Raw genomic sequence first — 23,886 nt, forward strand, 5'->3', positions numbered from 1 at the left:
CCAAACGCAATGACACAGGTAAAACACTGTCAGATTGCGATCATTGGCGCCGGGATAGCAGGCTGTATTGCCGCCCTGGCGCTGAGTCGCCACTTTCAGGTATTGTTGATTGACAAGCAATCGGCCTGCCCCGACAAAGTGGGGGAATGCCTGCCGCCGGCTGCGGCGCGGATCTTGCGAAACTTAAACCTGCTCAAGGAGTTTGAGCAGCGCCAGGATTTGCATATTCCAAACTATGGTATTCAAAGCCGCTGGGGGAGCGAACAAAGCCTTATCAACGACAACCTCAGTAATCCCGATGGTCTCGGCTGGCAACTGAACCGGGCCGGATTTGAAAACTGGTTACGCGAGCAGGTCGTCGCGCAAGGCATTGAGACACTCTGGCCTGCCAGATTACTGGATGCGCAGCCAGGCAGCGACGGCTGGCTGCTGTATCTGGCAACCCATGAATCAGGGCGTGCACAAGACAACCAGCAAAGCATCGCGGTCCCCTGTCACTTCGTTATTGACGCAACCGGACGCCACAGCGCGTTTGCCACTAAACTTGGCCTGAAACGCAAAGTCCTGGATAAACAAATAGCGCTATGGGCAAGTATGGCATGTCATGAAGCACATCAACTCGCACGCATAGAAACCAGCCCAGATGGTTGGTGGTATAGCGCTAAGTTACCTGAACAACGCCGCGTATTAGCGCTACAAACCGACAGCGATCTGCTCGAAAAAGGTCTGCAGCATGACCTGGCTCTATTTTGCCGCCATGCCCGCACGCAGCCCGGACTGCAGTCACTACTCCCACAAGGTATTGAGCAATCGGGCACCATACAGCTGCACGGGGTAGTGTCTGCCAACAGTACTTGCCTGACTCAGGCTGCAGGGCATCGCTGGGCCGCGCTGGGTGATGCCGCCTGCAGCTTTGATCCTTTATCGTCACAAGGTATGTTCAATGCCATGGCAACCGCCATGCAACTAGCCAATAGCCTGGATGAGTTTGGCCTGAGCAACGCCGACGCCGCCATTGAAGTCACCCGCCTGCATCAGGCACAGATCAAGTCTGTCTGGCAGCACTATCTGAGCCATCGTGCGCATTATTACGCTCAGGAACGACGCTGGCCTGACTCACCTTACTGGCAACGTCGCCAGATACACAAAAACGCCGAGTTCAGTTGAGCTCGGCGTGAGGTTCGCAATTCAAGTCCTTTTTAAATACCTGTCCATTTTTGTATTTGCTCGTTTGGGGGGAGCAAAGTGGTATTATTTTACAATCAGCTGATCTTCATAGGTGTAGATGCTGTTTGGATCCGTCAGATTAAAGACCTTCACCGCCATGGTTTTACCCACTGCGTTTTCACATTCCAGGATTTGATACAGCACTGGATGCTTCGCCTTGTTGTCAATGACGGTATCCAGAGTAAACACGTCTGAATGGAATGGACCCTTGCGGTCTTCACCATGGAACAAGCCCAGAGATACACCGCGATCTGCCAGGACGCTGCAGCGTGCATCATTATTCTGGTTGTCCACTGTCAATCGGCTGCTGATGTGATACGCCGTATGATAACCATATGAATAAGGTTGATAAACAAAGTCACCTGCTGGTGTCAGTTCAACCTGCCAGTCGACAACTGGTGCACCCGGCACGTTAACCAGTACCTTGTACCAGTCACCCGCCGCATCATAACAGCTGACATGCAGAACTTTCTTTTCGGTCAGTGTCGCTTCAGGGATCGCAACACCCATTTCAACTGTATTGCGATCCGCAATCGTCTTCACACCCAGGTTAACAATATGACGACCATCATTTGCAGAATACAGGTTTGCAGATTCACAGTAAGCACCTTCACCACGCAGTACAAGTTGCGCTTCAAAGTTGTGCGCAAACTCACCGGTTAGCAATGCTGAGCTTACCGGGCCTGAGGTGTAGTTAGTCAAACGCTCGTATCCATCAGTATCAAACACGTTTTGATAAGCCGTAGCATGGCTACCAAATGCACTGAACAAAGCGACTGCAGCAAATGACAAAGATAAGGTTTTCATGTTTATGTCCTTTTAGAAAGTAACGAGTAAAAAATGCTAATGGTTAAGAGTAAAAAATGTTAATGGTTAAACTGTGCAACGCGGGTCAACAGATTGACAATCATGCCTGACCCTTACTGGCTAACTGAGGTCACCATAGCAAGAGAAATTCGCCCCGGACAAATTTCAAAAACAAGTAGGATTACTTGTTGAAACACAAAAAATACCCATTAATTTCAATGTGATAAAAAACATTATGATAAACACCCTAAGCATTACACAGTTTTGCTTAGCATTTCAAAACTCACCCCTAATAGACCCTGTTTTATTCTGTTCAAAAAATAATGAAACTTCATCATGGGAGGTTTTTTCTCTCTTTCATAAGCGGGCAAAGCTTGATCTACGACAAGTAAATTTGTCACTCAAAAGCAAAATTTCTCGTCGAAATGTGGCTTGCACAACAGCACCAAGCGCCCTACTATTTGCGTGTTTTCTGAAGATAGCCAATCCGAGTACATCGCGGTGGTGTGTTTAGCATGACGGGTCAATGAGCCGGTCATGATGTGGTCACCCCGTGGCAAGGCGATAGAGCAACTATCCAGGATCTGTAACTGGTTCGGGTAAAGGTAATACGCTGATGCGTCGTCAATACCTGAGTCGCTTTGCTCAAGACCTGAAGGGGTGATCCCGTGCACCACAAACAAGCATGGATCACACATAGAGCCTGCAGGTCGTAATTCGCTGATACTATTTGGAGTCGCTATGCCTATTCAGCCTCAAGTACAAAATTTTGATATCGACGCTACCCTTGTTACCGATTTAGTTGCGCAGTATGGCTCACCCCTGTTGATGCTCGACTGCGAGCAAGTACGCAACCAATACCTGGCACTTGCCGATGCGTTACCCGGCGTACGTTTACACTATGCATTAAAGCCTTTGCCTCATCCGGCAGTGGTGCGCACTTTGCTGCAACTGGGTGCCTGTTTTGATCTGGCAACCAGCGGTGAAGTCGACCTGGTTCGTGAGCAGGGGGTTCCGGCTGAGTGCACGATCCATACGCACCCAATCAAGCGCCGCAGCGACATTGCTGATGCACTTGAGTATGGCTGCCAGGTGTTTGTGGTCGACAACCTCAATGAGCTGGCTAAGTTTCGCGAGTTTGCCGAACAAGCTGAAGTGCTGATCCGGCTGAGCTTTCGCAACAGTGAGGCCTATGCCGACCTGTCGAAAAAATTCGGTTGCAGCCCAGCAGATGCAATGAACCTGATCCGTCAGGCGCAGCAATGGGGTATTCGAGTGAAAGGTCTGTCATTTCATGTTGGTTCGCAAACCGCCAATGCCGACAAATATGTCACGGCTATTCAGGCATGCAAACAGCTGATGGACGACGTCGTGGCTGCTGGACTGCCTGCGCTAAGTTGCCTGGATATCGGCGGAGGTTTTCCGGTATCGTACGCGAGCAACCAGGTGGATATTCGTGCTTTTTGTGCGCCAATCAACGCAGCACTGGCCGAGCTACCAGAGACGGTACAGCGCATTGCCGAGCCAGGTCGGTTTATTGTTGCCGGTGCGATGACATGTGTTGCGTCGGTAATGGGCCAGGCACAGCGTGAAGGCCGTACCTGGTATTATCTGGACGATGGAATTTATGGCTCTTTCAGTGGGTTAATGTTCGACATGGCATGTTACCCGTTACGTACGCTGAAAACCGCTGATGTGGTCTACCCAAGCGTACTGGCGGGCCCAACCTGCGACAGCATAGACGTGATCTGTGATGCCGTTGAACTGCCGAAACTGGAAGATGGCGACCTGGTTATCACCCGCATGATGGGTGCCTACACCAGTGCGACAGCCACCGACTTCAATTTCTTCAAACGTGCTACGACTGTGGTACTCAATGAAGTGATCCAACTTCACCAGGCCGAATTCGGCAGCTAACCGCCCACCATACAGAGGTCCACCCGGGCCTCTGCTCCTCATTACTTCACTAATTTACGCAACAAAACGCCGCGCTGAACTCGATAAGACGTGCCTGATAGCTTGACCGATAGACACTAACACTAAACGCGCAATAATTTACGCAGGCTTTTTCATAGTGGACAGCAGACGGGTCAGCGCACTCAGTAAAGGCAAGAATGCCAGCGTATTTATACCATCTCGGCCACAGATGCCAATGATCGCTTCGCGAGTTTTTCAAACTAGGGCAACCCTCCGGTGGACTACGCGACACCTGGAGTCAGTGTTTTATCAACGCGCAGTGGCGGCGGCACAACCACAATATCAGGCACCTAAATGGCATCACCTGCCGCGTGTGCCCTAATTATGATGAGCAATGGCAACCCCAGAACAGATGGCCGCGCATCCGGTGATCCGGATGGCAATGCCGACAGTGTAGTGCATTTATAAATGACAGGCAGTGGTTCGGTCTCTGCACTGACCTGCTGCCAACCCCCTGTGGTCGGCAGCGATAATTGACTATATTAAACCGTTCTTCCCTGCGCTTGCATTGACCTGACACCGGCAATCGCCTGCATAATATCCATAAAGTAGACATCCTCCAGCAAAGAAATGACGTCATTCCACCTTGGGTTAAACTCATTGTTCTCCCAGCGCCTTAAGGTGCGCTCCTCGATACCATAACTCGCAGCTGATTCGGCCTGAGTATAACCCCGTAATTTGCGGGCATACTTTAATAGCTGGGCACCGCGCGGCGCTCTTAAAAGATCAAGCTGCCCGGCATTGTCTGCGTGCTGAGGCGGCATGGACCCTCCCATGGCAAACGGGTTGATCACTGTTTCTGTTGGGATGTTGCAGGTTACTGTACTGGTCATATCCACTTCCTTACTTTTTTACGCAATCTTGTCATGTTACCCAACCACCTTAAGGCAATTGGGTCATTATCTACTATCAGCAAAGGCTGTTAACGCGGACTGAATCCTTAAAACACCGCCAATGCGTAATTTATGAAAGATGATAGTGCAATTATTTACGCAGATCAATGCGTAACTTTCAAATTTTTGCGTAAAAATTTGAATTGCCTTTTACCAGCCAAGTTCCTATAATGCCGTATTGCTTAAAAATGGGACATCCAAGGGCGTGGTATCAAACAATGGAAAAACAACATAATACCGAAGCTGACATCTCAGCATTTGCAGAACGCGTTGAATATGCAATTAAGCCGCATAGCATTCGTGCTTTCGCGTCAAAAATTGATATTTCTGAAGGAACTTTACGACGCATATTGAAAGGAGAGGATCCTAAGCTCAGTATTGTTGCACGCATTGCTCAGGTTGCGAATGTCGATCTGATGTGGCTTATCCAGGGTGAAACTACCACAGATTGCCCGCAATCACCCATCATCACTCAGCCTCTGGTTAAACTGGATGAATTTAACGAAGCCTTTGTGTTAGTACCTGGCTATCATGTATCCGTCAGTACCGGCCACGGCGCCTTCAATGACAACGCTCAGGTTGCCCGCCACCTCGCATTTAGAAAGAAGTGGATAGACTATAAAAACCTCGATAAGAGTGAGCTGGCAGTGGTGTTTGCAAAAGGCGACTCGATGGAGCCCACCATCCACAACAACAACACCATTTTGGTTGACTTGAGTGACAAGAAACTCAGTGAAGGCCTGATCTACGTAGTCAGGCTCGGTGAAGAGTTATATGCAAAGCGGCTACAACAGTATCTGGATGGCTCTGTCAGATTGATCAGTGACAATAAAGAATACGTCGAACAGGTGGTGCGCGCTGACGAGCTGGAGCAGTTAGAAATTATCGGCAAAGTGGTGTGGATTGGCAAAGATCTGGCTTAAAAGCGGATTTTTTAGCGACCCATATTTTAACAGGTGGCGTTACCAGGCTTATTGAGGTGCCGGAGCTCAGTACTGGGCCCCCTGCTCTTTTGCGCTGGTCACTATGTCTCCCTGAAAGAGCTGATTGCGCCCGCTGCCACCATTGAGTATGTCATAACCCGTACCACCGGCCAGAATATCATCCCCGTCTCTGCCCTCGAGCACATCTTTATCATCACCACCGATCAGAACATCATTACCAGTACCACCAACAAGCTTGTCACGGCCTGAAAAGCCTCTCAGTTCATCGTTTCCTGGCCCACCAAAGAGCCTGTCTTTGCCTCGTCCTCCCATTACCTCATCATCACCATCACCCGCCCACACATGCAGTTCGTTCGTCATGGTACGACCATCGAAGCTATCGTCCCCCGACTTCAGGTACACATGAATTTGCTCAACCTGACTGGCATAAATAAACGCACAGCTGGCATTATCAGAGGTTGCCCGCATGATTTTAATGCGCCGTCCATCCCCTGTGAGACGATATGTTTCAGCCTCTTCAGTGCCAGTGATATTTAACACGACAATATGATTTGCAGATTTAGCGGTGCGCAGTGACATGCGCTTTAACTCCACCACGGCTCCCCCGCTAAGACCGGTACACACACCGTCTGATGCAGCCGCGCTGCTTACAAAACCATAGCTTAACGCAGCCAGGCACATTGCTATAAGTCGTCCTATCATATCCCTATCTCCTAGCTGGCTTCACTTCTGATGCAGCTAAACACCAAACTCGTTCAATCACTACTTTCACTGTAGCCAGACAGTGTGTACGAAATGTGCAGATTGCTGACCAAACCGAGTTTTAAACTACGCCCGTTACCAACCGTCTAAAATAAAAGAAGCTAGTCAACGCCTTTAAATCTGCTTTTGTGCAGACAAACTTGTCAATGTCCGTTCATAATGACGTGCCCACTGTTGTATTAACGCCCCGACGCCAAGTGCACACAGTGAATAATTGGCCGTTGTCTCGTGTTTTCGGGCCAGATAGCTTTGCAGTAGCTCGCTATGGGTTTCAAGATCATGCAACTTACCCAGATTTTTTTGGCTTTTACGTAGTGGCTTAAGCTTGATGCGCCTGAGCCAGGGACGATAAAGAGAAACCACATACCGCAGTACTTTCACTCTGATACGGACACGATGTTGGTGTATCAGGTCAAGCTCAGGTAAATGCTTAATCCGTTTCTTAAGTTTATTCAATTGTCTGACAGCGATCTGGCGCAATGTGCTGCGATACGTCTTACGTTTTATCGAGAAATGGACTTCCTTGATTTTTGCTTCGGCTGCAGCAAACTGATGTTGATAGTCGCGGCTATGCCAGTATCGGCGCAGTCGCACACATTGCGAATAACGCAGCCGATTTACCTCGCGGCTCACTTCATTCAAGGCGGATGCCAAAGCAGGACAAAAACGCTCAGTCACAGGCATCTGGGCTATCTGTTCACCCAGAACCTGAAAGTCTCTGGGAATATCCGTCGGTCTCGTCAATTGCTTTATACAAAGAGTGAGCTGGTGACGAACGGGTTTAGTCAGCCAGTCACTATGTACTTTGATAAGCGACCGGGCTTGTCGTAAGACAATACGATACTGGTGAACCGCTTCAGGGTCATGACTACATAAAAACACACGCCGGTTTTGCTCAGCAATTGCAAGGCACCCTAACAATGCGTCAGTAAAAACATGCAGGGGCTTTCCCTTGTCTGGGTTGAACCTAAGTGAACTTGCCGGCACGGGTGATAAATTCATATCGCTTATCCAAATAACAGAGGCTGGCTTGCAGTATTCAGTCAGCCAACTCATACGCAGGATAGGATAAGTATAGCGTATTCAGTAGAGTATGTTTGTGAGTTGGTAGGGTCGGTAAGAGCCTGACATTGCAGGCTCAGAGCTAAGTGCACTATACAGCTGACGTTAGCACATGCACTCCCAGAAACGGTTGCCAGTTTCTGATTCAGCAGGGCGACAACGATAGGTATAAGGTGCACCGCCTGCTACATTAGGGGTCTGTTGATTAGCAAGCTGCTGTGACTCTGCCAGACGTTTTAATGACGTTTTCTTGATTTGAAGTTTCATTTTCTTTTCCTTGAGTTGAATTTTTTATGATAGTTGAATAAATCAACAAGAATAACCTGCCATTTCAAAAACAATAAATCAACAATTATTTTACTTTAATTAAGAATCGTCCGTCATCCATTCCGACATTCTCGCCATAATTTCATCCTCGCTTAAGTCTTCAAGGTGCGTACCAATTGTCCAGACATGACCAAACGGGTCTTGCAGCGTCCCGGCTCTGTCACCATAAAACTGGTCAACGACAGGGCGAAGCTCGGTAGCCCCCGCGGCAACAGCCTGAGCAAACGTGCTATCAACATCGGGCACATACAGCATCAGACTGACTGGTGTCCCGCCTAACTGCTGCGGACTCTTAAAGTGCATATCGGGGCACATATCAGATAACATCAAGTGAGAATCACCAATTTTCAGCTCTGCATGTGCCACACCACCGTCTGGCATGGGCAGCTGCATAACCAGCTCGGCGGCAAAAGCCTTGCGATAGAACTCAATTGCTTGTGCGGCATTTTCGGTGATTAGATAAGGCGTCAGGGCATGGTAGCCATCGGGTATCGCTGATACTGTCATGGTGATTTCCTCACAGATTGCAGGCAGCGCCACCCTTAACAACGGCATAGATACATGCCCTCCCTTAAAGTGGTACTGCCCGTCAGGCATTTGCATCTCTTAAAGCTAGTTCAGTTCGGTCAAATGTCGAGTGCCAGGCATCAAAGCGATGCCAGCGAATTTTGGTTAGTGCTTTTTCGTCACTGTAAAAAACGCTAAACTAAGGCTTTTTGATGTCCGACAGTGAGAGCATGATGCAACGTAAAAAGCTGGTAAATCACCTCAATGAATATCTAAAGCCTTTTCAAATCAAAGACTATTGCCCAAACGGCTTACAGGTCGAGGGCAAAACTGAGATCCGCAAGGTGATCACAGGTGTCACAGCCAGCCAGGCGCTTATTGACGCAGCGATCGACAGGCAAGCCGATGCCATACTGGTGCACCATGGCTACTTCTGGAAAGGCGAAGACCAGACCGTAACCGGTATGAAAAAGCGCCGCCTGCAAAGCTTACTGGCACACGACATAAACCTGTTGGCCTATCATCTGCCGCTGGATGTCCATCCTGAAGTGGGCAACAACGCACAACTGGGTAAACTGCTGGGCCTGACTATTGAGCGTCCGTTAGAGCCCTGGAACAGCAACAGTGTGGCAGTAAAAGGCAAGCTGAGCGAGCCCATGGCTGCAACCGACTTTGCCGCTTTGATTGAACAAAAGCTGGGCCGTAAGCCACTTCTCAATCAGGCAGGTGACCACCTGATAAAGACCATTGCCTGGTGCACTGGTGGTGGACAAAGCTTTATCGACCTGGCGGCAAGTCAGGGGATCGATGCGTATCTGACAGGAGAGGCATCGGAACAAACCATCCATTCGTCAAATGAGCAACAGATCCACTTCTTCGCTGCAGGACACCATGCAACCGAGCGCTACGGTGCCAAAGCTTTGGGTGAATATCTGGCTGCGCAGTTCGATCTGGACGTTGAATTCGTTGATATCGACAACCCGGTATAATCGCACCATGGCCAAACACATACAACGCACCCTCAACAGAAATGAGGATCGTAATTTCAGCGAGTTAACCGGTAAATTTAAGAACAATATTTATGGCACATCAAAGGGCAAACTGAGAGAAGCGGTACTTCAGCGAGACCTCATCCAACATGTGTCCTGGCTGGGTGTCGACTGCGAGAAAACCGTGCTTGATGTTGGTGGCGGTCAGGGCCAGCTGGCAATGTTTTTGGCACAGCAGGGTCATCACGTCACGCTGATAGATATCTCAAAGGAGATGCTGGTTCAGGCGCAAACGCAAGCCGAAGCCCTGGGGGTCAGCGACCGTATTACCCTGATCCATGCCCCGTTACAGGCACTGCCGGATCTGAACCTGGGTCAGTTTGATTTGGTACTGTGCCATGCTGTGCTGGAATGGCTGACTGAACAACAACAGGCGTTAAAGCTGTTGTCAGACAGGTTAACCACTGAGGGCTATCTGTCATTAATGTACTACAATCGTGCAGCTCAGCGCATGGCCAACATGGTGTATGGCAATTTTGATTATGTGCTTAATGGTTTGCAGGTCAAGCAGAAAGTCGGGCTAAGCCCCAACCGCCCACTTGAACCGGACGATGTAAACAGTTGGCTCAGTGCTTTGCCACTGCAAAAATTGAGTCAGTCAGGTGTTCGTTGCTTTCATGATTATTTGCGAGAACCAGACAAAGCAAATAGTCAGTTTGACGCGCTACTAGCGCTAGAACTCAAATATAATCAGCAAGAGCCCTACGCCTCACTTGGCAGGTATACACACTTAATGATGCAATACCATCACACGATTTGAAGGTAAAAATAGCCATAAAAAAAGACCCTGGCACCTATAATCCAGTGCCAGGGCCGAGACATGTGTTCAGGTCTTTAATCCTGTCGTCATACACCCACATTGCTCAGCGGACGTATGTCAATGCCAAAGGTCGGGAGAGCAACGATTTAAACGTGGCACAGCGCAGTGAAAAAGTCATCAACTGTCCTTTGAATCATTTTGAAAAGCATTATTTTCAATCACTTAAGTCTATATTCTTTGTGGCAAAATGAGACAATATTTTACCGTACAACTGTGGTCGCTTAGTCGCGACCCCCTGACCACCGCTGTTTTCGATGATCTGTAACATCTCCGCACTGTCGATCAACGTGTAGAAATAATAGGGGGTTTGATCGCCATTCGCCCTGAGCTGCTGCAACAATTTCAATCCCGCCAAAGGCTCCTGCGCCCTGCCCATATCGGAAATAATCAGGTTGTACTCATACATTTGCAACAACAACAGGGCTTCTTCAGTGGTTCTCACGGGATAAACACCAATATGGTGACGCTCAAAGTAGCGTTTTTCCTGCAGGTTATTCTGGGGGTTGTCGTCCACCCAGAGTATCCGCCCGATAGCATCCAGCGGTTCACCATGGCGTAATACCGGTGCTTGCTCGGTGCTATGAGTCATCAGGCCAACAAAGCAAAGACAGGCGATCACCAATACAGGTAACCAGTATCGGGCAGGCAAGGCATTGTGCTCTCTCACAGACATCATTTGCATCGGCTGAGTCGTCATCGCAGAGGGATCGGAGCTGCCCATTGCGCCTATTAAGGAACCAGTGGCCTGATGCTCAGTGACCTCGATGGCAGGCGCAAAGCGATAACCCTGACCACGCACAGTGACGATGCAGTTTTGTTGCAGCCCTGCACGGTTTAACTGGCTGCGCAGATCTGAAACCAGTTTAGGCAGTGACCAATCTGAGACCACAGTATTTGGCCACAGTAATTTTACCAACTCGGCATGCGAACACACCTGAGGCCGACGCTGTAATAGGTAGTTGATAAGCAAAAAGGCGCGGTCATCCAGCTGCGTTGACCGCTCATTGATGATGACGCATTGCGTCGCGATATTCAAACGCGCATTGGCGAATTGAAATTCCATAATTCTGACAATATTCTTGTTATTATCGCACCAGCGTAGCGGATTTTTTATTCACATACCAGATACAAACACTTGAATACTTATCAACTTTGGTCGTACTGGTGCAATATTTCGTTTCGATTTTTTGATTTATAAATAATAAAATCAAACAATTAAACTTATTTACCCAGCCAATCAAATGCGCGTTGCAAAAAAGCAACCGCGTCTTCTTCGATGATCAGACCATGTGCCATCACCAACCGTTGTGGCGACCAACTTAACATCTTGTTCAAATGCGCCCGCGCCGTATCGTGATGGAAAATAAAACTCAGCCGCCAGTCTAGTGGTGTCTGGCCTTCAGGTGCAACCACACCCGCGCCTTTTGCCACAAAGCGCTGAAAGGTATTCAGACTTTGTGGGTCAAAATTTTCAATCAGATCGGTGACCAGTAAAGTGCGACTTTGTGGATGATAGAACACCGCTTCTTCCATCGCCGGAGAGCCAGTAAAAAGCAACGTTTTCAGTGTATTATCCCAGGGGTAATGATGGTCATTGTCTAGGATCTCATCAAAGCTAAGTGTCTCGCACTTGTCTTTGACTTCCTGCGTACCAAAGGTTTGCGCTTGTGGATAGGCCTCCTGCCACGGCGCCATAAACAGATGGTGGAGATGATTGGGTGCGATCAGATAAGTCACAGGCCCCAGTGTATCTACCTGCTCTCGCAGCTCTGGTGTCAGGCGGATTGGGCTATGTACCCACAACCCGCCGCAAGGTAGGCGCACTATCGTCATTCGGGTAGTGAAAGGCATGGTGAAAAAAGATACCGCTTCACCATCGAAGATCCAAATATTGTCGTCCAGCTGTCTCATATTCATCTCCCTGGGGATCTAACTTCCCCTTAGTTCACTCATAAAAAGTAAGAAAAAGTAATGAGATTTGAGACTAACATACTTGCTGATATTTTATCCAACATGGCACAGAGCCAACGAAAACGGACACGTACACTTTACTTTACTGACAAACGTCTTTGAGTATTTGCGCACCCAGATCACGCATGACCTGAGGCTCAGGGTGCGTATGAGCGAAGGTGCGTAACCCATAAATACTGACAATCAGGCCACGTGCTCTGTCCAAAGGAGAGCGTGTGCCTGTCAGCTCACCTTGCTCGGCAATACGTTCAAACACCGCACACAGAGCATTACGCCACATGGCACATTGCTCACTGAGAATAGCCTGGGCTTCCGCGTCCTGCTCGGCCAGTTCGTTCAGCGCTTTTTGCGTCAGACAGAGCTTTTGCGGATCGCAGCTCACACATTCAGCCACGACATGAGCCAGGTAGGCTGCCAGCCCGGCTCTGGCCGATGGGTGTTGTGAAAACAGCGTCTGTAATTCATCACCACGATCCCGGTTGTACTGCTCCAAAGCAGCCAGCAGCAGACCGCGCTTATTCTGAAACGCGCAGTAAATCGACCCCGGATGCAAACCGGTTGCAGCTTTGAGGTCCTGCATACTGGTTTTTGCATACCCCTTTTCCATAAATGCCGTCATTGCGGCTCTGAGCACCTGCTCTTTGTCAAATTCTGCACTGCGCATGTCATTCTTCTCCTGTTCAGGCATAGTGCATTTTACTCATTTTTGAATAAATGTTCAAAATATACTTGAACGCTTGTTCAAATGATCATATCTTGAATAAGCATTCAAAAACTAACCGGGTCCTACTATGACGAGCAAACTGTTTGAAACTTATGCATTAAATGAGCAAATTTCGCTGAAAAACCGCATTCTAATGGCACCACTCACCCGCTGTATGGCTGATGATCAATTGGTGCCGACCGACGCCATGGCGCAATATTATGCGCGTCGCTCAGAGGCTGGTTTAATCATATCTGAAGCCACAATTATTCGACCTGACGGGCAAGGCCACCCAAATACACCGGGCCTGTTTACGCCTGAGCAAATAACTGGATGGCGCAAAGTGACGGATGCCGTTCACGCCAATGGCGGCAAAATATTTGCCCAGCTATGGCATACCGGCCGGGTTGCGCACCCGCACTTCTTTGATGGTGACAAAGTGTTGGCTCCCAGTGCAGAAAAAGTAGAAGGTACAGTGCCACGTATGCGCGATTTGAGTTATATCACCCCCACACCAGCCACGGTTGAAGAGATCTCGGTGCTTGTCGCAGATTATGCACAGGCAGCCAGCAACGCCATTGATGCTGGATTTGATGGTATCGAGCTGCATGCCGCCAATGGTTACCTGATTGACCAATTTTTGCACCATGACAGCAATAAGCGTACCGATGAGTATGGTGAAACGCCGCAGAACATGAGCCGCTTTGCACTGGAGGTGATTGACGCCATCAGCGGCCGCATTGGTGCTGAGCGAACGGCCGTCAGACTGACACCGGGTGCTTACTTTAACATGCAGGCCGATCCACGCGACAAACCGGTCTTTGACTATTTGCTGGCACAACTGGAACAGCGCACACTGGCTTATGTGCATATCGGTATTTTTGACGACGCCATGGAGTTCGATTTTCTGGGTGGCCGAGTTTCTGACTATGTCAGAGCAAATTACAGTAAAACCCTGGTCGGCGTAGGCGGCTTTACCCCACAAACTGGCGAGCAGGCGCTACGTGACAATCGCTTTGACTTGCTGGCAATTGGCAGACCTTTCATTGCCAACCCGGACTATGTGGAAAAAGTCAGACAAGGTGACGCGCTGACCCCTTATTCCGAAGACATGCTGACAAGCCTGGTATAATACCCTCTAAATTCGCTGCGGGTGAAAGACACCCGCACGCTTTCTCTGGTGAGCACTACTGCCCGACAGGTTTTGTCTGTGTTATCACCGGAAGTTGCTCAGCCTGCCAGCTCAGATAATCGCCGCTTAGGTGCAGCAAGCTGAACCCCTGCTCCGTCAGTGCTTGCTCAAAAATAGCTGCCCGGCGTCCGGAGCGGCAATAAACCACCAGCGTCTGAGGTTTTAGTGTCTCCAGCAAAGACTGGTGCTGAGTGATCTGATCAAAAGGAATGTTAATCGCGCCTTTAAGGTGACCGGCCTCGAACTCTTTTTCGCTTCTGACATCCACAATGACGTGGGGCTGAGCCGACATCTGATTTCGTAATAACGCCTGCTGACTGATGATCTCAGTGGCTGCCTGAGCAAACAGACTCACCAGACCAAACAGCAAATATAGACCTTGTTTAATCATATAACACCTTCTGCCTTTTAGACTTTCTACTAGCCGCTAGCATAGCAAAGCCACGGCACGTTTGCCCCAGGAATATTGTACCCACAACGAACCAATTAAAAGGAATAAGTATCGCTTAACAAAAATTATTCTCTACATCAGAGACACTGTTCAACTTGGTAATTTTTCACTTTTAAAACTTACCATTTATTTTACAATCACTTATTTATTTGATCTGGCTCATTGGTCAGACAACTACGGCTATAGTCTAATACTCAGTATCAGGGATTGCATCTATTACTAGTGTTTAGGTGAGAGTGTTTGCTCCGGTTGTATGGAAAAAGGAACACCAACCAAAAACTTGAGCTTTTACTCTATTTTGCTATATTTTTTATCATGCTTGATGATGGTGTACATTGAACCTCTAGAAGGGACGCGCTAATAACGACGAATAAACAGGTGCAAATTTGTCTTGAGAATTAAATATATCGGTTATTAATTCGTCACAATGACGGATGACAATAACCTCAGTTCGTAAACCTTTCGGTTAGTGTAAAAACAACCGAAAACGTGGCTTAGAAGTGCGATAGTTGAGCCGCCTTAAGTTCGGAAGAGCAATATGGAAAGCAAAAAAATCGCAGTCGTCACTGGTGCACTGGGTGGCATCGGTTCAGCTATCGTCAAAGAGCTGGTAAATGCAAACTGTTTTGTTGTGGCTGTTGCCAGCCCGCGACGTACCTCAGCGGATATTGACGCCTGGCTCAATGAGCAGTCAATCAACCCAGCTGCGGTACATGGCATATTCCTGGATGTAACTGATCATCAGGCGTGCCAGGAACAGCTAGATGACGTCATCGACCAGTTTGGTCGCATTGATATTCTGGTTAACAATGCAGGCATCACACGGGATACCTCATTCAAAAAGATGACCCTGGCACAGTGGCAGGAAGTCATCGACACTAACTTCAATTCCATGTTCAACATGACCCACCCGGTTTTTGCACACATGTGTGGTAACAAATCAGGTCGCATCATCAACATTTCGAGCGTAAACGGCCAGAAAGGTCAGTTTGGTCAGGCGAACTATTCAGCAGCTAAGGCCGGTATGATCGGATTTAGCAAAGCACTGGCTTACGAAGGCGCCCGCGCAGGCGTGACCGTAAACGTAGTTGCCCCGGGTTATACGGCAACACCTATGGTCGAAAAAATGCGCGAAGATGTGCTTGAAAGCATCAAGGCACAAGTGCCGATGCAGCGCTTAGCCACGCCACGTGAAGTGGCTCAGTCGGTCGCTTATCTGGCGTCTGATCAGGCGGGCTATATCACAGGTGAAACGCTGGCGATCAACGGCGGACTTTATATGAACTAAGCGGCGTATATCAGGATTGAGCATGCGCTCTGAAGTACCTGGGCAGTAACGTTACCTATACGGACTTTTTTGATAAACAGGAAGCACACCATGTACAACGATCTAATGAAAACTTTTACTGAGCAAAGCGAGCAGTTTTTCTCTCCGGCTATCAAGTTCAACCAACTGGTTGCTAAAAACATTGAGCAACTGGCACAAATCCAGCTTGATGCAACAGAAAACTTCACTAAAACCTCTGTTGAGCAACTAAAAACGGCTGCTGAAGTAAAAGATGTTAAGTCTTTCATCGACTTCAATGCCAGCCAGCTTACTGCGATGAACAAGCTAAGCCAGCAAATGATCGACGACGGTCAAAAGCTGACTCAACTTGGCAACGAATTCAAAGAGCACCTTGACGCTATCTCTAAAGACAGTGTTAAAGCCACTGCTAAAGCTTAATCGCTGTCGTCTGCCCCTGCCTGTTGCGGGGGCATTTTTTTAGCCTGTTTTTTGTAGTGGCTGATCCGCTATACCAAACACGACACAAGACACGTGCAATCAATTTGCCTATTAGGACACGAGTAATGGATACCGATAACACAGATCTTAATAAAACGCTGACTGCCTGGTGGCAGTACAATCAAGATCTCTACACCATATTCAGTAATAACCTGCTCAAAGAAAACCCCGTTCAACAAGCCCTGAACGAGCAAAGTGCCCGGGATTTTGGTGTCTGGTTGAACGAAATAGCGAAGCAGCCAGAAACCTTTGTTCAACATCAGTTTGACTGGTGGCAGGAACAAATCAAAATCATGCAACAAACCTGGGGTCAGGGATTCGACACTGAGCAACCAGATGTCATCGAAACAGAGCGTGGTGACCGCCGTTTTAAGGCCGACGAGTGGCGTGATAACCCCTGGTTTAATTACATTAAACAAAGCTACCTGCTGTTTGGTCAGTCCCTGCTGTCTTCTATTCGTGAAACGCCAGGGCTGGATGATAAGCTCAAGGAACGCCTTGAATTTTTTGCCCGTCAGGTCGTCAACTCAATCTCCCCCAGTAACTTTATCTCCACCAACCCTGAGTTGCTTAAGCTCACTTTGGATTCCAAAGGCGAAAACCTTATTAAAGGGTTGGAAATGTTTAAAAAAGATCTGGCTAAAAGTGGTGATATGTTGCGTATCAGCATGACTGATGAACACGCTTTTGAGTTAGGTAAAGACATTGCCACGACCCCGGGTAGAGTGGTATTCCAGAATCATCTGTTCGAATTGATCCAATACGAAGCAACCACTAAAGAGGTGTTTAAAACACCGCTGCTGATAGTACCGCCGTATGTTAACAAGTACTATATTCTCGACCTGAAACAACAAAACTCGCTGGTAAAATGGTCTGTCGACCAGGGCCATACCGTGTTTATGATCTCATGGAAAAACCCGGATGCCAGCATGGCTGAAATCGGCTTTGAGGACTACATAGTCGATGGGGTAATTGCTGCGCTAGATGCCATTGAGAAACAAACCGGTGAGGCCTATGTCAATGCGGTAGGTTACTGTATTGCTGGCACTTTGGTAACCACAGCAATGGCTTACTTTGTCTCAAAGCGCATGAAGCATCGTATTAAAAGCGCCACCTTATTGACAACCCTGCTGGATTTCTCACAGCCCGGCGAAATTGGGGTGTTCGTCAATGAGCCGACCATTTCTGCGCTGGAGAAATACAACCTGCAAAATGGCATCATGCATGGCCACCTGCTTGGCGTGTCTTTCAGTATGTTGCGCGAAAACAGCCTGTACTGGAATTACTACGTTAATAATTACCTCAAAGGTGAAGCGCCCATGGACCTGGATCTGCTTTACTGGAATGGCGACAGCACCAACCTCACCGCGAAGTGCCATAACTTTATGCTGCGCGATCTGTATCTGGAGAACCGCCTTGTACAACCACGCGAGGTAGAAGTCAGAGGCACAAAAATCGACCTGAGCAAAGTGAAACAACCGGTCTATATGTTATCGACCCGGGACGACCATATTGCGCTGTGGCAGGCGACCTTTCAGGGCATTCAACACACCAGTGCCAAAACCACTTTTGTTCTGGGTGAATCAGGTCATATCGCCGGGGTTATCAACCCTCCAGCCGCTGAAAAGTATGGTTTCTGGTATGGTCCGGACGCAACCGGTGACGCCAATGCCTGGCTCGACAAAGCCAAACATCAGAGCGGCTCCTGGTGGCCTCACTGGGGCAAATGGTTAAGCCAGTACGTGGATGAAAAAATCCCTAAACGGGCCACCAGCAAAAAAGACAATCCAGGTATCTATGCTGCACCTGGCGAGTACGTCAAAGTTAAGATCTAGTACCAATCCGGACTGCCCTCGGGCAGTCTCTCACGATAATAGCCATCCGCGACTAGCTGGTGGCTAATACCACTTACTTTTGCCGGGTGAACACACTGTGTTTGGCCGATACCATGTGTAAACCACTCAACCTGACGGCCTGTTTACTTAACCTTGGAAAGTCCTTTCTCAATTTATAACTGTGATATAGGTTGCTGAAAATACTGCTGCGAGACAAGCTGTCTAGTTGGGCGAGAAACACTTTTGCACTGTCGGGCTGACCATCCGGAGCATTCGCTCTGCAACATGCCTGATAGCGCTTGAGCAGACTGACCAGGGTCAGGCTGGGATCTTTTTGTCGCAGAGCCAGCTCTGCTTCGATAAAAAATGCCGCCCCACTCCAATATACCCGGGCATGTGCCCTGCGCCGCCACATATCTTCACTGACTCTGGCCAGAGGGCCCGGCGTATCCCAGGTACCCAGGCGGCCACGCTCCAGCCCGGCCATAATCCGCTGCACATATTCATCGCCATCAATGACTCCAGAATGCAGCATAATGACGTTTTGCAAATAAGTAGCCAGCCCTTCCGCCAGCCAGAAATCGGGGTAATCAAACAATGGATGATATAAATGCGCCAGTTCATGATACAAGGTCCAGTCACGGATCAATTGCTGCTCTGTCGCAAATGCACTGACATGTAGCTCGATACCATCCACATTTCCGCGGTTAACCGCTCCCCAGGGTACGGGCTCACTACTCAAATAGACGTTTTGAAGCCTGACGGGGAGCCGGGATTGCGCAACTGGGCCCAAGGTCTTTTCGGTGGCTTCAAGGCCCTGGGTCAGCCAACTGATCACAACGGCTTGTCGTTTTTCACTCAGTTGCTCAAGCTGCTGATAAACCAGTTCTGTGGCCCACCCGGGTGAGCACAATAGTAAGGCACCTATTAATATCCGCATGACCCCTCCTGAGCATCTCTCAGTCTACCATATCATATCAGGCCCACTTGTAATGCACTGTAATGGTCAACAGAGCCCGAAGCACTAGACTTTCTCGCAACATAACCAACAGCGTAGGGAGCTAATTATGGGGCAAGGCGGATTTATTACGCTCGTCAATAGTACCGATTCGGACTGGACTCGTACGGGCCAACACGCATACCAGATGAATGCCTGGGAGTTTCCCGACACCATTGCGGCCAAAACCAGTACCAGAGTCTATGTAGAATGGGATCAGGGTATTTTCCATGATCAGCAAGATGACGCAGCAGAAGTCTATTATACCATCAACGATGGCCATCACTCGTGTTTTCAGATTCAGGCCCGGGCGAAGCAGGGCTTTGAGCTTCAGGTGGTGTTCGATAATCTGGTCTCCAGTGGCAATCCGACTGGGTCAACGCTCAGGCTGGGTTGGCAGCACAACGGCATGGTGAGCTTTATTCTTGCCGGGCGCTACGGCGACTACACGGGTTCTAACTTGCAAAGTGCGGACTGGATGAGTCAGCACCTGGCCTTGCTTGGCGATAAAGAGCTGCGCGACCTATGCATTAGTGGCTCTCATGATTCGGGGATGAGTGTGTATACCTCAGGCACTGCATTTGCCCATAGCTGTAATACACTGACGCAAAGTGCTAACCTTCAGGGCCAGCTTATTCTGGGTGCACGTTATTTTGATATTCGCCCGGTGATAAGTGATGGTGACTACTACACCGGACACTATAGTGAGATTAGCCAGATTGGTTCCTGGCAAGGTGCCAATGGTCAGTCTATTGCATCGGTTGTCTCGGACATTAACGCGTTTGTTGCCCACAACAACGAGCTGGTGATCCTGAACCTCTCCCATGCTTTAAATACAGATGTGGGGAACGCACATTATCGTCCATTCACTCAAACTGAGTGGGATGGCCTGTTTGACGCCCTCTCGGGTCTGACTCACCTTTACGTGGCAGATGCCAGCAGCGATCTGACTCAACTCACACTCAATCAGTTTATTTCAGGCAGTGCTGCCGTGTTACTGATTGTAGAAGACAGTAATGTAGAGCTCGGCACACATGCAGGCAAAGGGTTCTTCCCGGCCAGCAGCTTACCTGTGTACAACCGCTATGCAGACAAAAACACCGTTGCAGCTATGGCTGACAATCAGCTAGAAAAAATGCAGCAACATGCACCAGAGGACTATTTTTTACTGTCCTGGACGCTAACACAAGACGCCGCTCAGGCCACGACTTGCGCGCTGGGGGTAACCTCCAGCATCAAAGCGCTGGCCGATGAAGCCAATCAAAATCTGGCCTACCTGCTCTATCCGGCAATCACGCCACAGGCCTACCCTAACATCATCTACACAGATAACCTGCGTAACAGCGATGCCACCGCTATGGCCATGGCTGTAAACTGGACCGTGTTGTCCTGATAGCCTGTTTTGGGGCCTGACTCAGGCCCTGCTTCATCCAGTGAAAAGCTCACTCGTTAAGAGCAAAATTTCTTGTTAGACACAGCTGTCGATTGCTCGTTTAATGCGCCCTATACACAATACCTATTTAAATTACTTTTTACCCGTTAAGGAACGTTAATGACAGATTTGATCTCTTCTGAGCAGGCACGTGAATGCTACAACGTGCGCCACTGGAGCCAGGGCTTCTTTGGTATCAATGATCAGGGAGAGGTAACCGCCATGCCGACAGTAGATAACCCAGGGCACGCCGTTACTTTGACACACATTGCCGCGCAGATTAAAGCGCAGGGCTATGGCTTACCGGCTTTAGTGCGGTTCCCACAGATCCTAGAGCAACGCGTCAATGACATCTGTCAGGCGTTTAATACAGCGATTGCTGACTACCAGTACCCCAAAGACTATCTGTTGGTTTACCCCATTAAAGTGAACCAGCAACGGGAAGTGGTTGAAGGACTGATCGCCAGTCAGGACGGCAAAGAGAAAAAGCAACTGGGCCTTGAAGCAGGCAGCAAAGCCGAGCTATTGACGGTACTGGCATTGAGCGAAAAAACCAGCGCCGTGATCGTCTGTAACGGCTACAAAGACCGTGAATACATCCGATTGGCACTGATCGGCGAAAAGCTCGGCCATCGGGTGTATATCGTACTGGAAAAACGCTCCGAGCTGGATCTGGTACTGGCTGAGGCCAAAGCGCTGAATGTCACGCCAAGGCTGGGGCTGCGTGTTCGTCTGGCTTCGCAGGGCAAAGGCAAATGGCAGGCAAGCGGCGGTGAAAAGTCTAAATTTGGTTTGTCCGCCTCTCAGGTATTAACTGTGATTGAGCAGCTAAAGCAAGCTGACATGCTGAGCGCATTGCAATTGGTGCATTTTCACCTGGGGTCGCAAATGGCCAACATCCGGGATGTACGTTTAGGCGTAAGCGAAGCGGCACGCTTTTACTGCGAGCTGCGCAGACTGGGCGCTAACCTGATCAACCTGGACGTGGGCGGTGGCCTGGCGGTGGACTATGACGGTACACGTAGCCAGTCGCATAACTCGATGAATTATAGCCTGGCTGAGTATGCCAACAATGTGGTGTACACCATAGGTGATACCTGTCAGCAGTATAACCAGCCGATGCCGACCATTATTTCGGAATCGGGCCGGGCGCTGACGGCACATCATGCGGTGTTGATCACCGATGTAGTAGGCACCGAGAGCTACCAGCCGGAGCAACTGACTGCGGTTGCCAGCGATGCACCACAGCTGCTGCGTAACATGTGGCGTTCGTGGCAGGCACTGAGCGAGCAAAGCGACGACAGAGCCCTGATTGAGCTCTATCACGATACGCAGGGCGACCTGGCAGAAGTGCACGGGCAGTTTGCCATGGGCTTGCTGTCGCTGGAGCAACGCGCCTGGGCTGAGCAGGTAAACTTGCGTATTTGCTACGAATTGCAACAAAGAATGGACAACAAAAACCGTTTTCATCGTCCGATCATCGATGAGCTGGGCACCAAACTGGCCGACAAGTTCTTTGTGAACTTCTCTTTGTTCCAGTCACTGCCCGATGCCTGGGGCATAGATCAGGTGTTTCCTGTGCTGCCGCTGAGTGGCCTGACACAGGCGCCGAAAAAGCGTGCGGTGCTGCTCGACATCACCTGCGACTCTGATGGTGCGGTGGATCATTATGTCGATGGTCAGGGCATTGAAAGCACCCTGCCTGTGCCTGAGTACACGGCCGATGCGCCCTACTTGTTAGGCTTTTTCCTGGTCGGTGCATATCAGGAGATCCTGGGTGACATGCACAACCTGTTTGGCGACACCCACAGCGTGGTTGCCCGGTTGGATGCACAGGGTCAGCTGCAAATGGACGACGTCGACGCAGGCGACAGCGTGGCAGATATGATGCGATACGTACATCTGGACGTAGCGGCATTTAAAGAGAACTTTATTGCCCAGGTGAATACCCGACTGGAAGAGGCTGATCGGGCCATGTGCCTGACCGAACTGGCATCGGGCCTGGAAGGCTACACCTATCTGGAGGAGTGCTAAGTGAAGCAGTTGTTCGACCATTGTGACCACTCGTTATACTCAAACGGCATGACGTTTTTACGTCAGCCCATGGTGCGAGACATCGCCCATATTGAGTCCGACGTCGTGGTATTGGGGTTGCCATTTGATTTGGCCACCTCAGGTCGTCCCGGTGCCCGCCTGGGCCCGGATGCGATCCGTCGCGCCTCGGTTCACTTAGCCTGGGAAGGTAAACGCTATCCATGGCAGTTTGCTTTATGGGACAAAATTAGCCTGCACGATGCCGGCGACTTTACTTATCCGGTGGGGGATCCGGAATACTTTACCGCGCAGCTGGAATTGGCGGCAGAGCAGATCCTCCATCAGGGTAAAGCCTTGCTTGGGCTGGGCGGCGACCACTTCGTCACCCTGCCCTTGTTACGGGCACACCAGAAGATACATGGCAAAATGGCATTGGTGCATTTTGATGCCCATACTGATACTTACAGTCAGGGCTCGCGCTATGATCATGGCACTATGTTCTTTCATGCCCCCAGAGAAGGGCTGATCTGCCCGGAGCACTCCATTCAGCTGGGGATCCGTACTGAGTTCGAGCAAAGTAATCATGGCTTTGCCGTGGTCGATGCGATGCAGGCCAATGATATGGATGCCCAGACCATTGCCGAGCAGATCAAGGCCAGAGTCGGTGAGCTTCCGGTCTATCTGACCTTTGATATCGACTGCCTGGACCCGGCTTTTGCACCCGGCACCGGCACGCCGGTGTGTGGTGGCCTGAGCAGCGACAAAGTGCTGAAGATCCTGCGTGCACTGCAAGGGATTAATATCGTTGGTATGGATGTGGTGGAAGTCTCGCCCTCATACGATCAGAGCGAGCTGACGTCTATTGCCGCAGCCACCATCGCCTACGAATTGCTCCATCTATGGGCCATTCGCCACAAATAATTTGAAGCGCCTGCGGGCGCTTTTTTGTTTTGCTAACCTGTTTCCTAAAAATCTAGCATTGAGATTGTAATGTTACATTTTGAAACCTTGATCTTGATAGCTCATTTTTCGAAATCGGTAAAAACATTGATTCTTCTGAGAAGGCTTGCCACCTTGGTGAAATAGGCTAAATTTATTGTAGTATTAAAA

At 49.4% G+C, this 23,886-nt stretch carries 24 protein-coding genes; 12 read left to right on the plus strand and 12 right to left on the minus strand.

The features are described 5' to 3' along the window. Positions 1–9 precede the first annotated feature (9 nt). Positions 10–1,167: a tryptophan 7-halogenase gene (locus tag CWB99_RS20570; protein WP_138552163.1), complete on the plus strand. Its 1,158-nt coding sequence runs from the start codon at positions 10–12 to the stop codon at positions 1,165–1,167. Positions 1,168–1,251: 84 nt separating this feature from the next. Here CWB99_RS20570 and CWB99_RS20575 read toward each other — a convergent pair whose 3' ends face one another. Both CWB99_RS20575 and CWB99_RS20580 read right to left on the minus strand, forming a co-directional pair. Further along, positions 1,252–2,034: a hypothetical protein gene (locus CWB99_RS20575; RefSeq protein ID WP_138552162.1), complete on the minus strand. Its 783-nt coding sequence runs from the start codon at positions 2,032–2,034 to the stop codon at positions 1,252–1,254. Positions 2,035–2,435: 401 nt separating this feature from the next. Continuing rightward, entirely contained in the window at positions 2,436–2,732 is a 297-nt protein-coding gene (locus CWB99_RS20580) for a hypothetical protein (RefSeq protein WP_138552161.1), read from the minus strand. A gap of 43 nt (positions 2,733–2,775) precedes the next feature. On the opposite strand from CWB99_RS20580, the gene CWB99_RS20585 reads away from it, so the two are divergent. After that, positions 2,776–3,951 carry a type III PLP-dependent enzyme gene (locus tag CWB99_RS20585; protein ID WP_138552160.1) on the plus strand — a complete coding sequence of 392 codons (1,176 nt, stop codon included), beginning with the start codon at positions 2,776–2,778 and terminating at the stop codon, positions 3,949–3,951. Between the two features lie 542 nt (positions 3,952–4,493). Here the strand turns inward: CWB99_RS20585 and CWB99_RS20595 are convergent. Then, positions 4,494–4,844, minus strand: a complete 351-nt coding sequence (locus CWB99_RS20595; protein WP_249332024.1) for a helix-turn-helix domain-containing protein — start codon at positions 4,842–4,844, stop codon at positions 4,494–4,496. A 278-nt stretch (positions 4,845–5,122) separates the two neighbouring features. On the opposite strand from CWB99_RS20595, the gene CWB99_RS20600 reads away from it, so the two are divergent. Beyond that, positions 5,123–5,827: an XRE family transcriptional regulator gene (locus CWB99_RS20600; protein WP_138552159.1), complete on the plus strand. Its 705-nt coding sequence runs from the start codon at positions 5,123–5,125 to the stop codon at positions 5,825–5,827. A 66-nt stretch (positions 5,828–5,893) separates the two neighbouring features. On the opposite strand, the gene CWB99_RS24830 is transcribed toward CWB99_RS20600, so the two are convergent. The 4 genes from CWB99_RS24830 to CWB99_RS20615 all read right to left on the minus strand — a co-directional run bounded on the left by CWB99_RS24830 (position 5,894) and on the right by CWB99_RS20615 (position 8,506). Next, on the minus strand, positions 5,894–6,550 hold the full coding sequence (locus tag CWB99_RS24830) for a calcium-binding protein (protein ID WP_138552158.1): 657 nt from the start codon (positions 6,548–6,550) through the stop codon (positions 5,894–5,896). Positions 6,551–6,724: 174 nt separating this feature from the next. After that, a complete protein-coding gene (locus CWB99_RS20610; protein ID WP_171045411.1) occupies positions 6,725–7,612 on the minus strand; it encodes a CHAD domain-containing protein in 888 nt (295 codons plus the stop codon). Positions 7,613–7,777: 165 nt separating this feature from the next. After that, positions 7,778–7,939, minus strand: a complete 162-nt coding sequence (locus tag CWB99_RS24205) for a hypothetical protein (RefSeq protein WP_171045412.1) — start codon at positions 7,937–7,939, stop codon at positions 7,778–7,780. A gap of 99 nt (positions 7,940–8,038) precedes the next feature. Continuing rightward, positions 8,039–8,506, minus strand: coding sequence for a VOC family protein (locus CWB99_RS20615; RefSeq protein WP_138552156.1), 468 nt, complete (start codon positions 8,504–8,506; stop codon positions 8,039–8,041). Between the two features lie 233 nt (positions 8,507–8,739). Here CWB99_RS20615 and CWB99_RS20620 point away from each other — a divergent pair, with 233 nt between their 5' ends. After that, positions 8,740–9,495, plus strand: a complete 756-nt coding sequence (locus tag CWB99_RS20620; protein WP_138552188.1) for a Nif3-like dinuclear metal center hexameric protein — start codon at positions 8,740–8,742, stop codon at positions 9,493–9,495. A gap of 7 nt (positions 9,496–9,502) precedes the next feature. Then, on the plus strand, positions 9,503–10,315 hold the full coding sequence (locus tag CWB99_RS20625; protein WP_138552155.1) for a methyltransferase domain-containing protein: 813 nt from the start codon (positions 9,503–9,505) through the stop codon (positions 10,313–10,315). Positions 10,316–10,529: 214 nt separating this feature from the next. Here the strand turns inward: CWB99_RS20625 and CWB99_RS20630 are convergent, their stop codons facing one another. The 3 genes from CWB99_RS20630 to CWB99_RS20640 form a co-directional block, all read right to left on the minus strand. Next, complete coding sequence (locus CWB99_RS20630; protein WP_138552154.1) at positions 10,530–11,438, minus strand: winged helix-turn-helix domain-containing protein; 909 nt, start codon at positions 11,436–11,438, stop codon at positions 10,530–10,532. Between the two features lie 158 nt (positions 11,439–11,596). After that, entirely contained in the window at positions 11,597–12,286 is a 690-nt protein-coding gene (locus tag CWB99_RS20635) for a DUF4336 domain-containing protein (protein WP_138552153.1), read from the minus strand. A 142-nt stretch (positions 12,287–12,428) separates the two neighbouring features. Further along, positions 12,429–13,010, minus strand: coding sequence for a TetR/AcrR family transcriptional regulator (locus CWB99_RS20640; RefSeq protein ID WP_138552152.1), 582 nt, complete (start codon positions 13,008–13,010; stop codon positions 12,429–12,431). Between the two features lie 127 nt (positions 13,011–13,137). Between CWB99_RS20640 and CWB99_RS20645 the strand changes: the two genes are divergently transcribed. Beyond that, on the plus strand, positions 13,138–14,181 hold the full coding sequence (locus CWB99_RS20645) for an alkene reductase (protein WP_138552151.1): 1,044 nt from the start codon (positions 13,138–13,140) through the stop codon (positions 14,179–14,181). Positions 14,182–14,236: 55 nt separating this feature from the next. Here CWB99_RS20645 and CWB99_RS20650 read toward each other — a convergent pair whose 3' ends face one another. Next, entirely contained in the window at positions 14,237–14,632 is a 396-nt protein-coding gene (locus tag CWB99_RS20650) for a rhodanese-like domain-containing protein (RefSeq protein ID WP_138552150.1), read from the minus strand. A 598-nt stretch (positions 14,633–15,230) separates the two neighbouring features. Between CWB99_RS20650 and CWB99_RS20655 the strand changes: the two genes are divergently transcribed. From CWB99_RS20655 to phaC, 3 genes are all read left to right on the plus strand, one after another. Next, the gene (locus CWB99_RS20655) at positions 15,231–15,980 is read left to right on the plus strand and encodes an SDR family oxidoreductase (protein ID WP_138552149.1); all 750 of its coding nucleotides are present in this window, start codon (positions 15,231–15,233) and stop codon (positions 15,978–15,980) included. 90 nt (positions 15,981–16,070) lie between these two features. After that, complete coding sequence (locus CWB99_RS20660) at positions 16,071–16,418, plus strand: phasin family protein (protein WP_046006440.1); 348 nt, start codon at positions 16,071–16,073, stop codon at positions 16,416–16,418. 125 nt (positions 16,419–16,543) lie between these two features. Beyond that, positions 16,544–18,313: a class I poly(R)-hydroxyalkanoic acid synthase gene (gene phaC / locus CWB99_RS20665; protein ID WP_138552148.1), complete on the plus strand. Its 1,770-nt coding sequence runs from the start codon at positions 16,544–16,546 to the stop codon at positions 18,311–18,313. Between the two features lie 73 nt (positions 18,314–18,386). Here phaC and CWB99_RS20670 read toward each other — a convergent pair whose 3' ends face one another. Further along, positions 18,387–19,253 (minus strand): M1 family metallopeptidase, encoded by an 867-nt coding sequence (locus CWB99_RS20670; protein ID WP_138552147.1) that lies wholly within the window; start codon positions 19,251–19,253, stop codon positions 18,387–18,389. A 127-nt stretch (positions 19,254–19,380) separates the two neighbouring features. On the opposite strand from CWB99_RS20670, the gene CWB99_RS20675 reads away from it, so the two are divergent. The 3 genes from CWB99_RS20675 to speB all read left to right on the plus strand — a co-directional run bounded on the left by CWB99_RS20675 (position 19,381) and on the right by speB (position 23,697). Beyond that, the gene (locus tag CWB99_RS20675) at positions 19,381–20,703 is read left to right on the plus strand and encodes a hypothetical protein (RefSeq protein WP_138552146.1); all 1,323 of its coding nucleotides are present in this window, start codon (positions 19,381–19,383) and stop codon (positions 20,701–20,703) included. Between the two features lie 159 nt (positions 20,704–20,862). Then, complete coding sequence (gene speA, locus CWB99_RS20680; RefSeq protein WP_138552145.1) at positions 20,863–22,776, plus strand: biosynthetic arginine decarboxylase; 1,914 nt, start codon at positions 20,863–20,865, stop codon at positions 22,774–22,776. Next, positions 22,777–23,697 (plus strand): agmatinase, encoded by a 921-nt coding sequence (gene speB, locus CWB99_RS20685; RefSeq protein WP_138552144.1) that lies wholly within the window; start codon positions 22,777–22,779, stop codon positions 23,695–23,697. It abuts the gene before it with no gap. Positions 23,698–23,886 lie beyond the last annotated feature (189 nt).

Origin of the sequence: Pseudoalteromonas rubra, from assembly GCF_005887095.1 — a bacterium.
Classification (GTDB): Bacteria; Pseudomonadota; Gammaproteobacteria; order Enterobacterales; family Alteromonadaceae; genus Pseudoalteromonas; species Pseudoalteromonas rubra_E.

Excerpts from the sequence above, each read along its gene's own strand:
- CWB99_RS20570 (WP_138552163.1), top strand. The coding sequence starts at position 10 with ATGACACAGGTAAAACACTGTCAGATTGCGATCATTGGCGCCGGGATA.
- CWB99_RS20575 (WP_138552162.1), bottom strand. The coding sequence starts at position 2,034 with ATGAAAACCTTATCTTTGTCATTTGCTGCAGTCGCTTTGTTCAGTGCA.
- CWB99_RS20580 (WP_138552161.1), bottom strand. The coding sequence starts at position 2,732 with ATGTGTGATCCATGCTTGTTTGTGGTGCACGGGATCACCCCTTCAGGT.
- CWB99_RS20585 (WP_138552160.1), top strand. The coding sequence starts at position 2,776 with ATGCCTATTCAGCCTCAAGTACAAAATTTTGATATCGACGCTACCCTT.
- CWB99_RS20595 (WP_249332024.1), bottom strand. The coding sequence starts at position 4,844 with ATGACCAGTACAGTAACCTGCAACATCCCAACAGAAACAGTGATCAAC.
- CWB99_RS20600 (WP_138552159.1), top strand. The coding sequence starts at position 5,123 with ATGGAAAAACAACATAATACCGAAGCTGACATCTCAGCATTTGCAGAA.
- CWB99_RS24830 (WP_138552158.1), bottom strand. The coding sequence starts at position 6,550 with ATGATAGGACGACTTATAGCAATGTGCCTGGCTGCGTTAAGCTATGGT.
- CWB99_RS20610 (WP_171045411.1), bottom strand. The coding sequence starts at position 7,612 with ATGAATTTATCACCCGTGCCGGCAAGTTCACTTAGGTTCAACCCAGAC.
- CWB99_RS24205 (WP_171045412.1), bottom strand. The coding sequence starts at position 7,939 with ATGAAACTTCAAATCAAGAAAACGTCATTAAAACGTCTGGCAGAGTCA.
- CWB99_RS20615 (WP_138552156.1), bottom strand. The coding sequence starts at position 8,506 with ATGACAGTATCAGCGATACCCGATGGCTACCATGCCCTGACGCCTTAT.
- CWB99_RS20620 (WP_138552188.1), top strand. The coding sequence starts at position 8,740 with ATGCAACGTAAAAAGCTGGTAAATCACCTCAATGAATATCTAAAGCCT.
- CWB99_RS20625 (WP_138552155.1), top strand. The coding sequence starts at position 9,503 with ATGGCCAAACACATACAACGCACCCTCAACAGAAATGAGGATCGTAAT.
- CWB99_RS20630 (WP_138552154.1), bottom strand. The coding sequence starts at position 11,438 with ATGGAATTTCAATTCGCCAATGCGCGTTTGAATATCGCGACGCAATGC.
- CWB99_RS20635 (WP_138552153.1), bottom strand. The coding sequence starts at position 12,286 with ATGAGACAGCTGGACGACAATATTTGGATCTTCGATGGTGAAGCGGTA.
- CWB99_RS20640 (WP_138552152.1), bottom strand. The coding sequence starts at position 13,010 with ATGCGCAGTGCAGAATTTGACAAAGAGCAGGTGCTCAGAGCCGCAATG.
- CWB99_RS20645 (WP_138552151.1), top strand. The coding sequence starts at position 13,138 with ATGACGAGCAAACTGTTTGAAACTTATGCATTAAATGAGCAAATTTCG.
- CWB99_RS20650 (WP_138552150.1), bottom strand. The coding sequence starts at position 14,632 with ATGATTAAACAAGGTCTATATTTGCTGTTTGGTCTGGTGAGTCTGTTT.
- CWB99_RS20655 (WP_138552149.1), top strand. The coding sequence starts at position 15,231 with ATGGAAAGCAAAAAAATCGCAGTCGTCACTGGTGCACTGGGTGGCATC.
- CWB99_RS20660 (WP_046006440.1), top strand. The coding sequence starts at position 16,071 with ATGTACAACGATCTAATGAAAACTTTTACTGAGCAAAGCGAGCAGTTT.
- phaC (WP_138552148.1), top strand. The coding sequence starts at position 16,544 with ATGGATACCGATAACACAGATCTTAATAAAACGCTGACTGCCTGGTGG.
- CWB99_RS20670 (WP_138552147.1), bottom strand. The coding sequence starts at position 19,253 with ATGCGGATATTAATAGGTGCCTTACTATTGTGCTCACCCGGGTGGGCC.
- CWB99_RS20675 (WP_138552146.1), top strand. The coding sequence starts at position 19,381 with ATGGGGCAAGGCGGATTTATTACGCTCGTCAATAGTACCGATTCGGAC.
- speA (WP_138552145.1), top strand. The coding sequence starts at position 20,863 with ATGACAGATTTGATCTCTTCTGAGCAGGCACGTGAATGCTACAACGTG.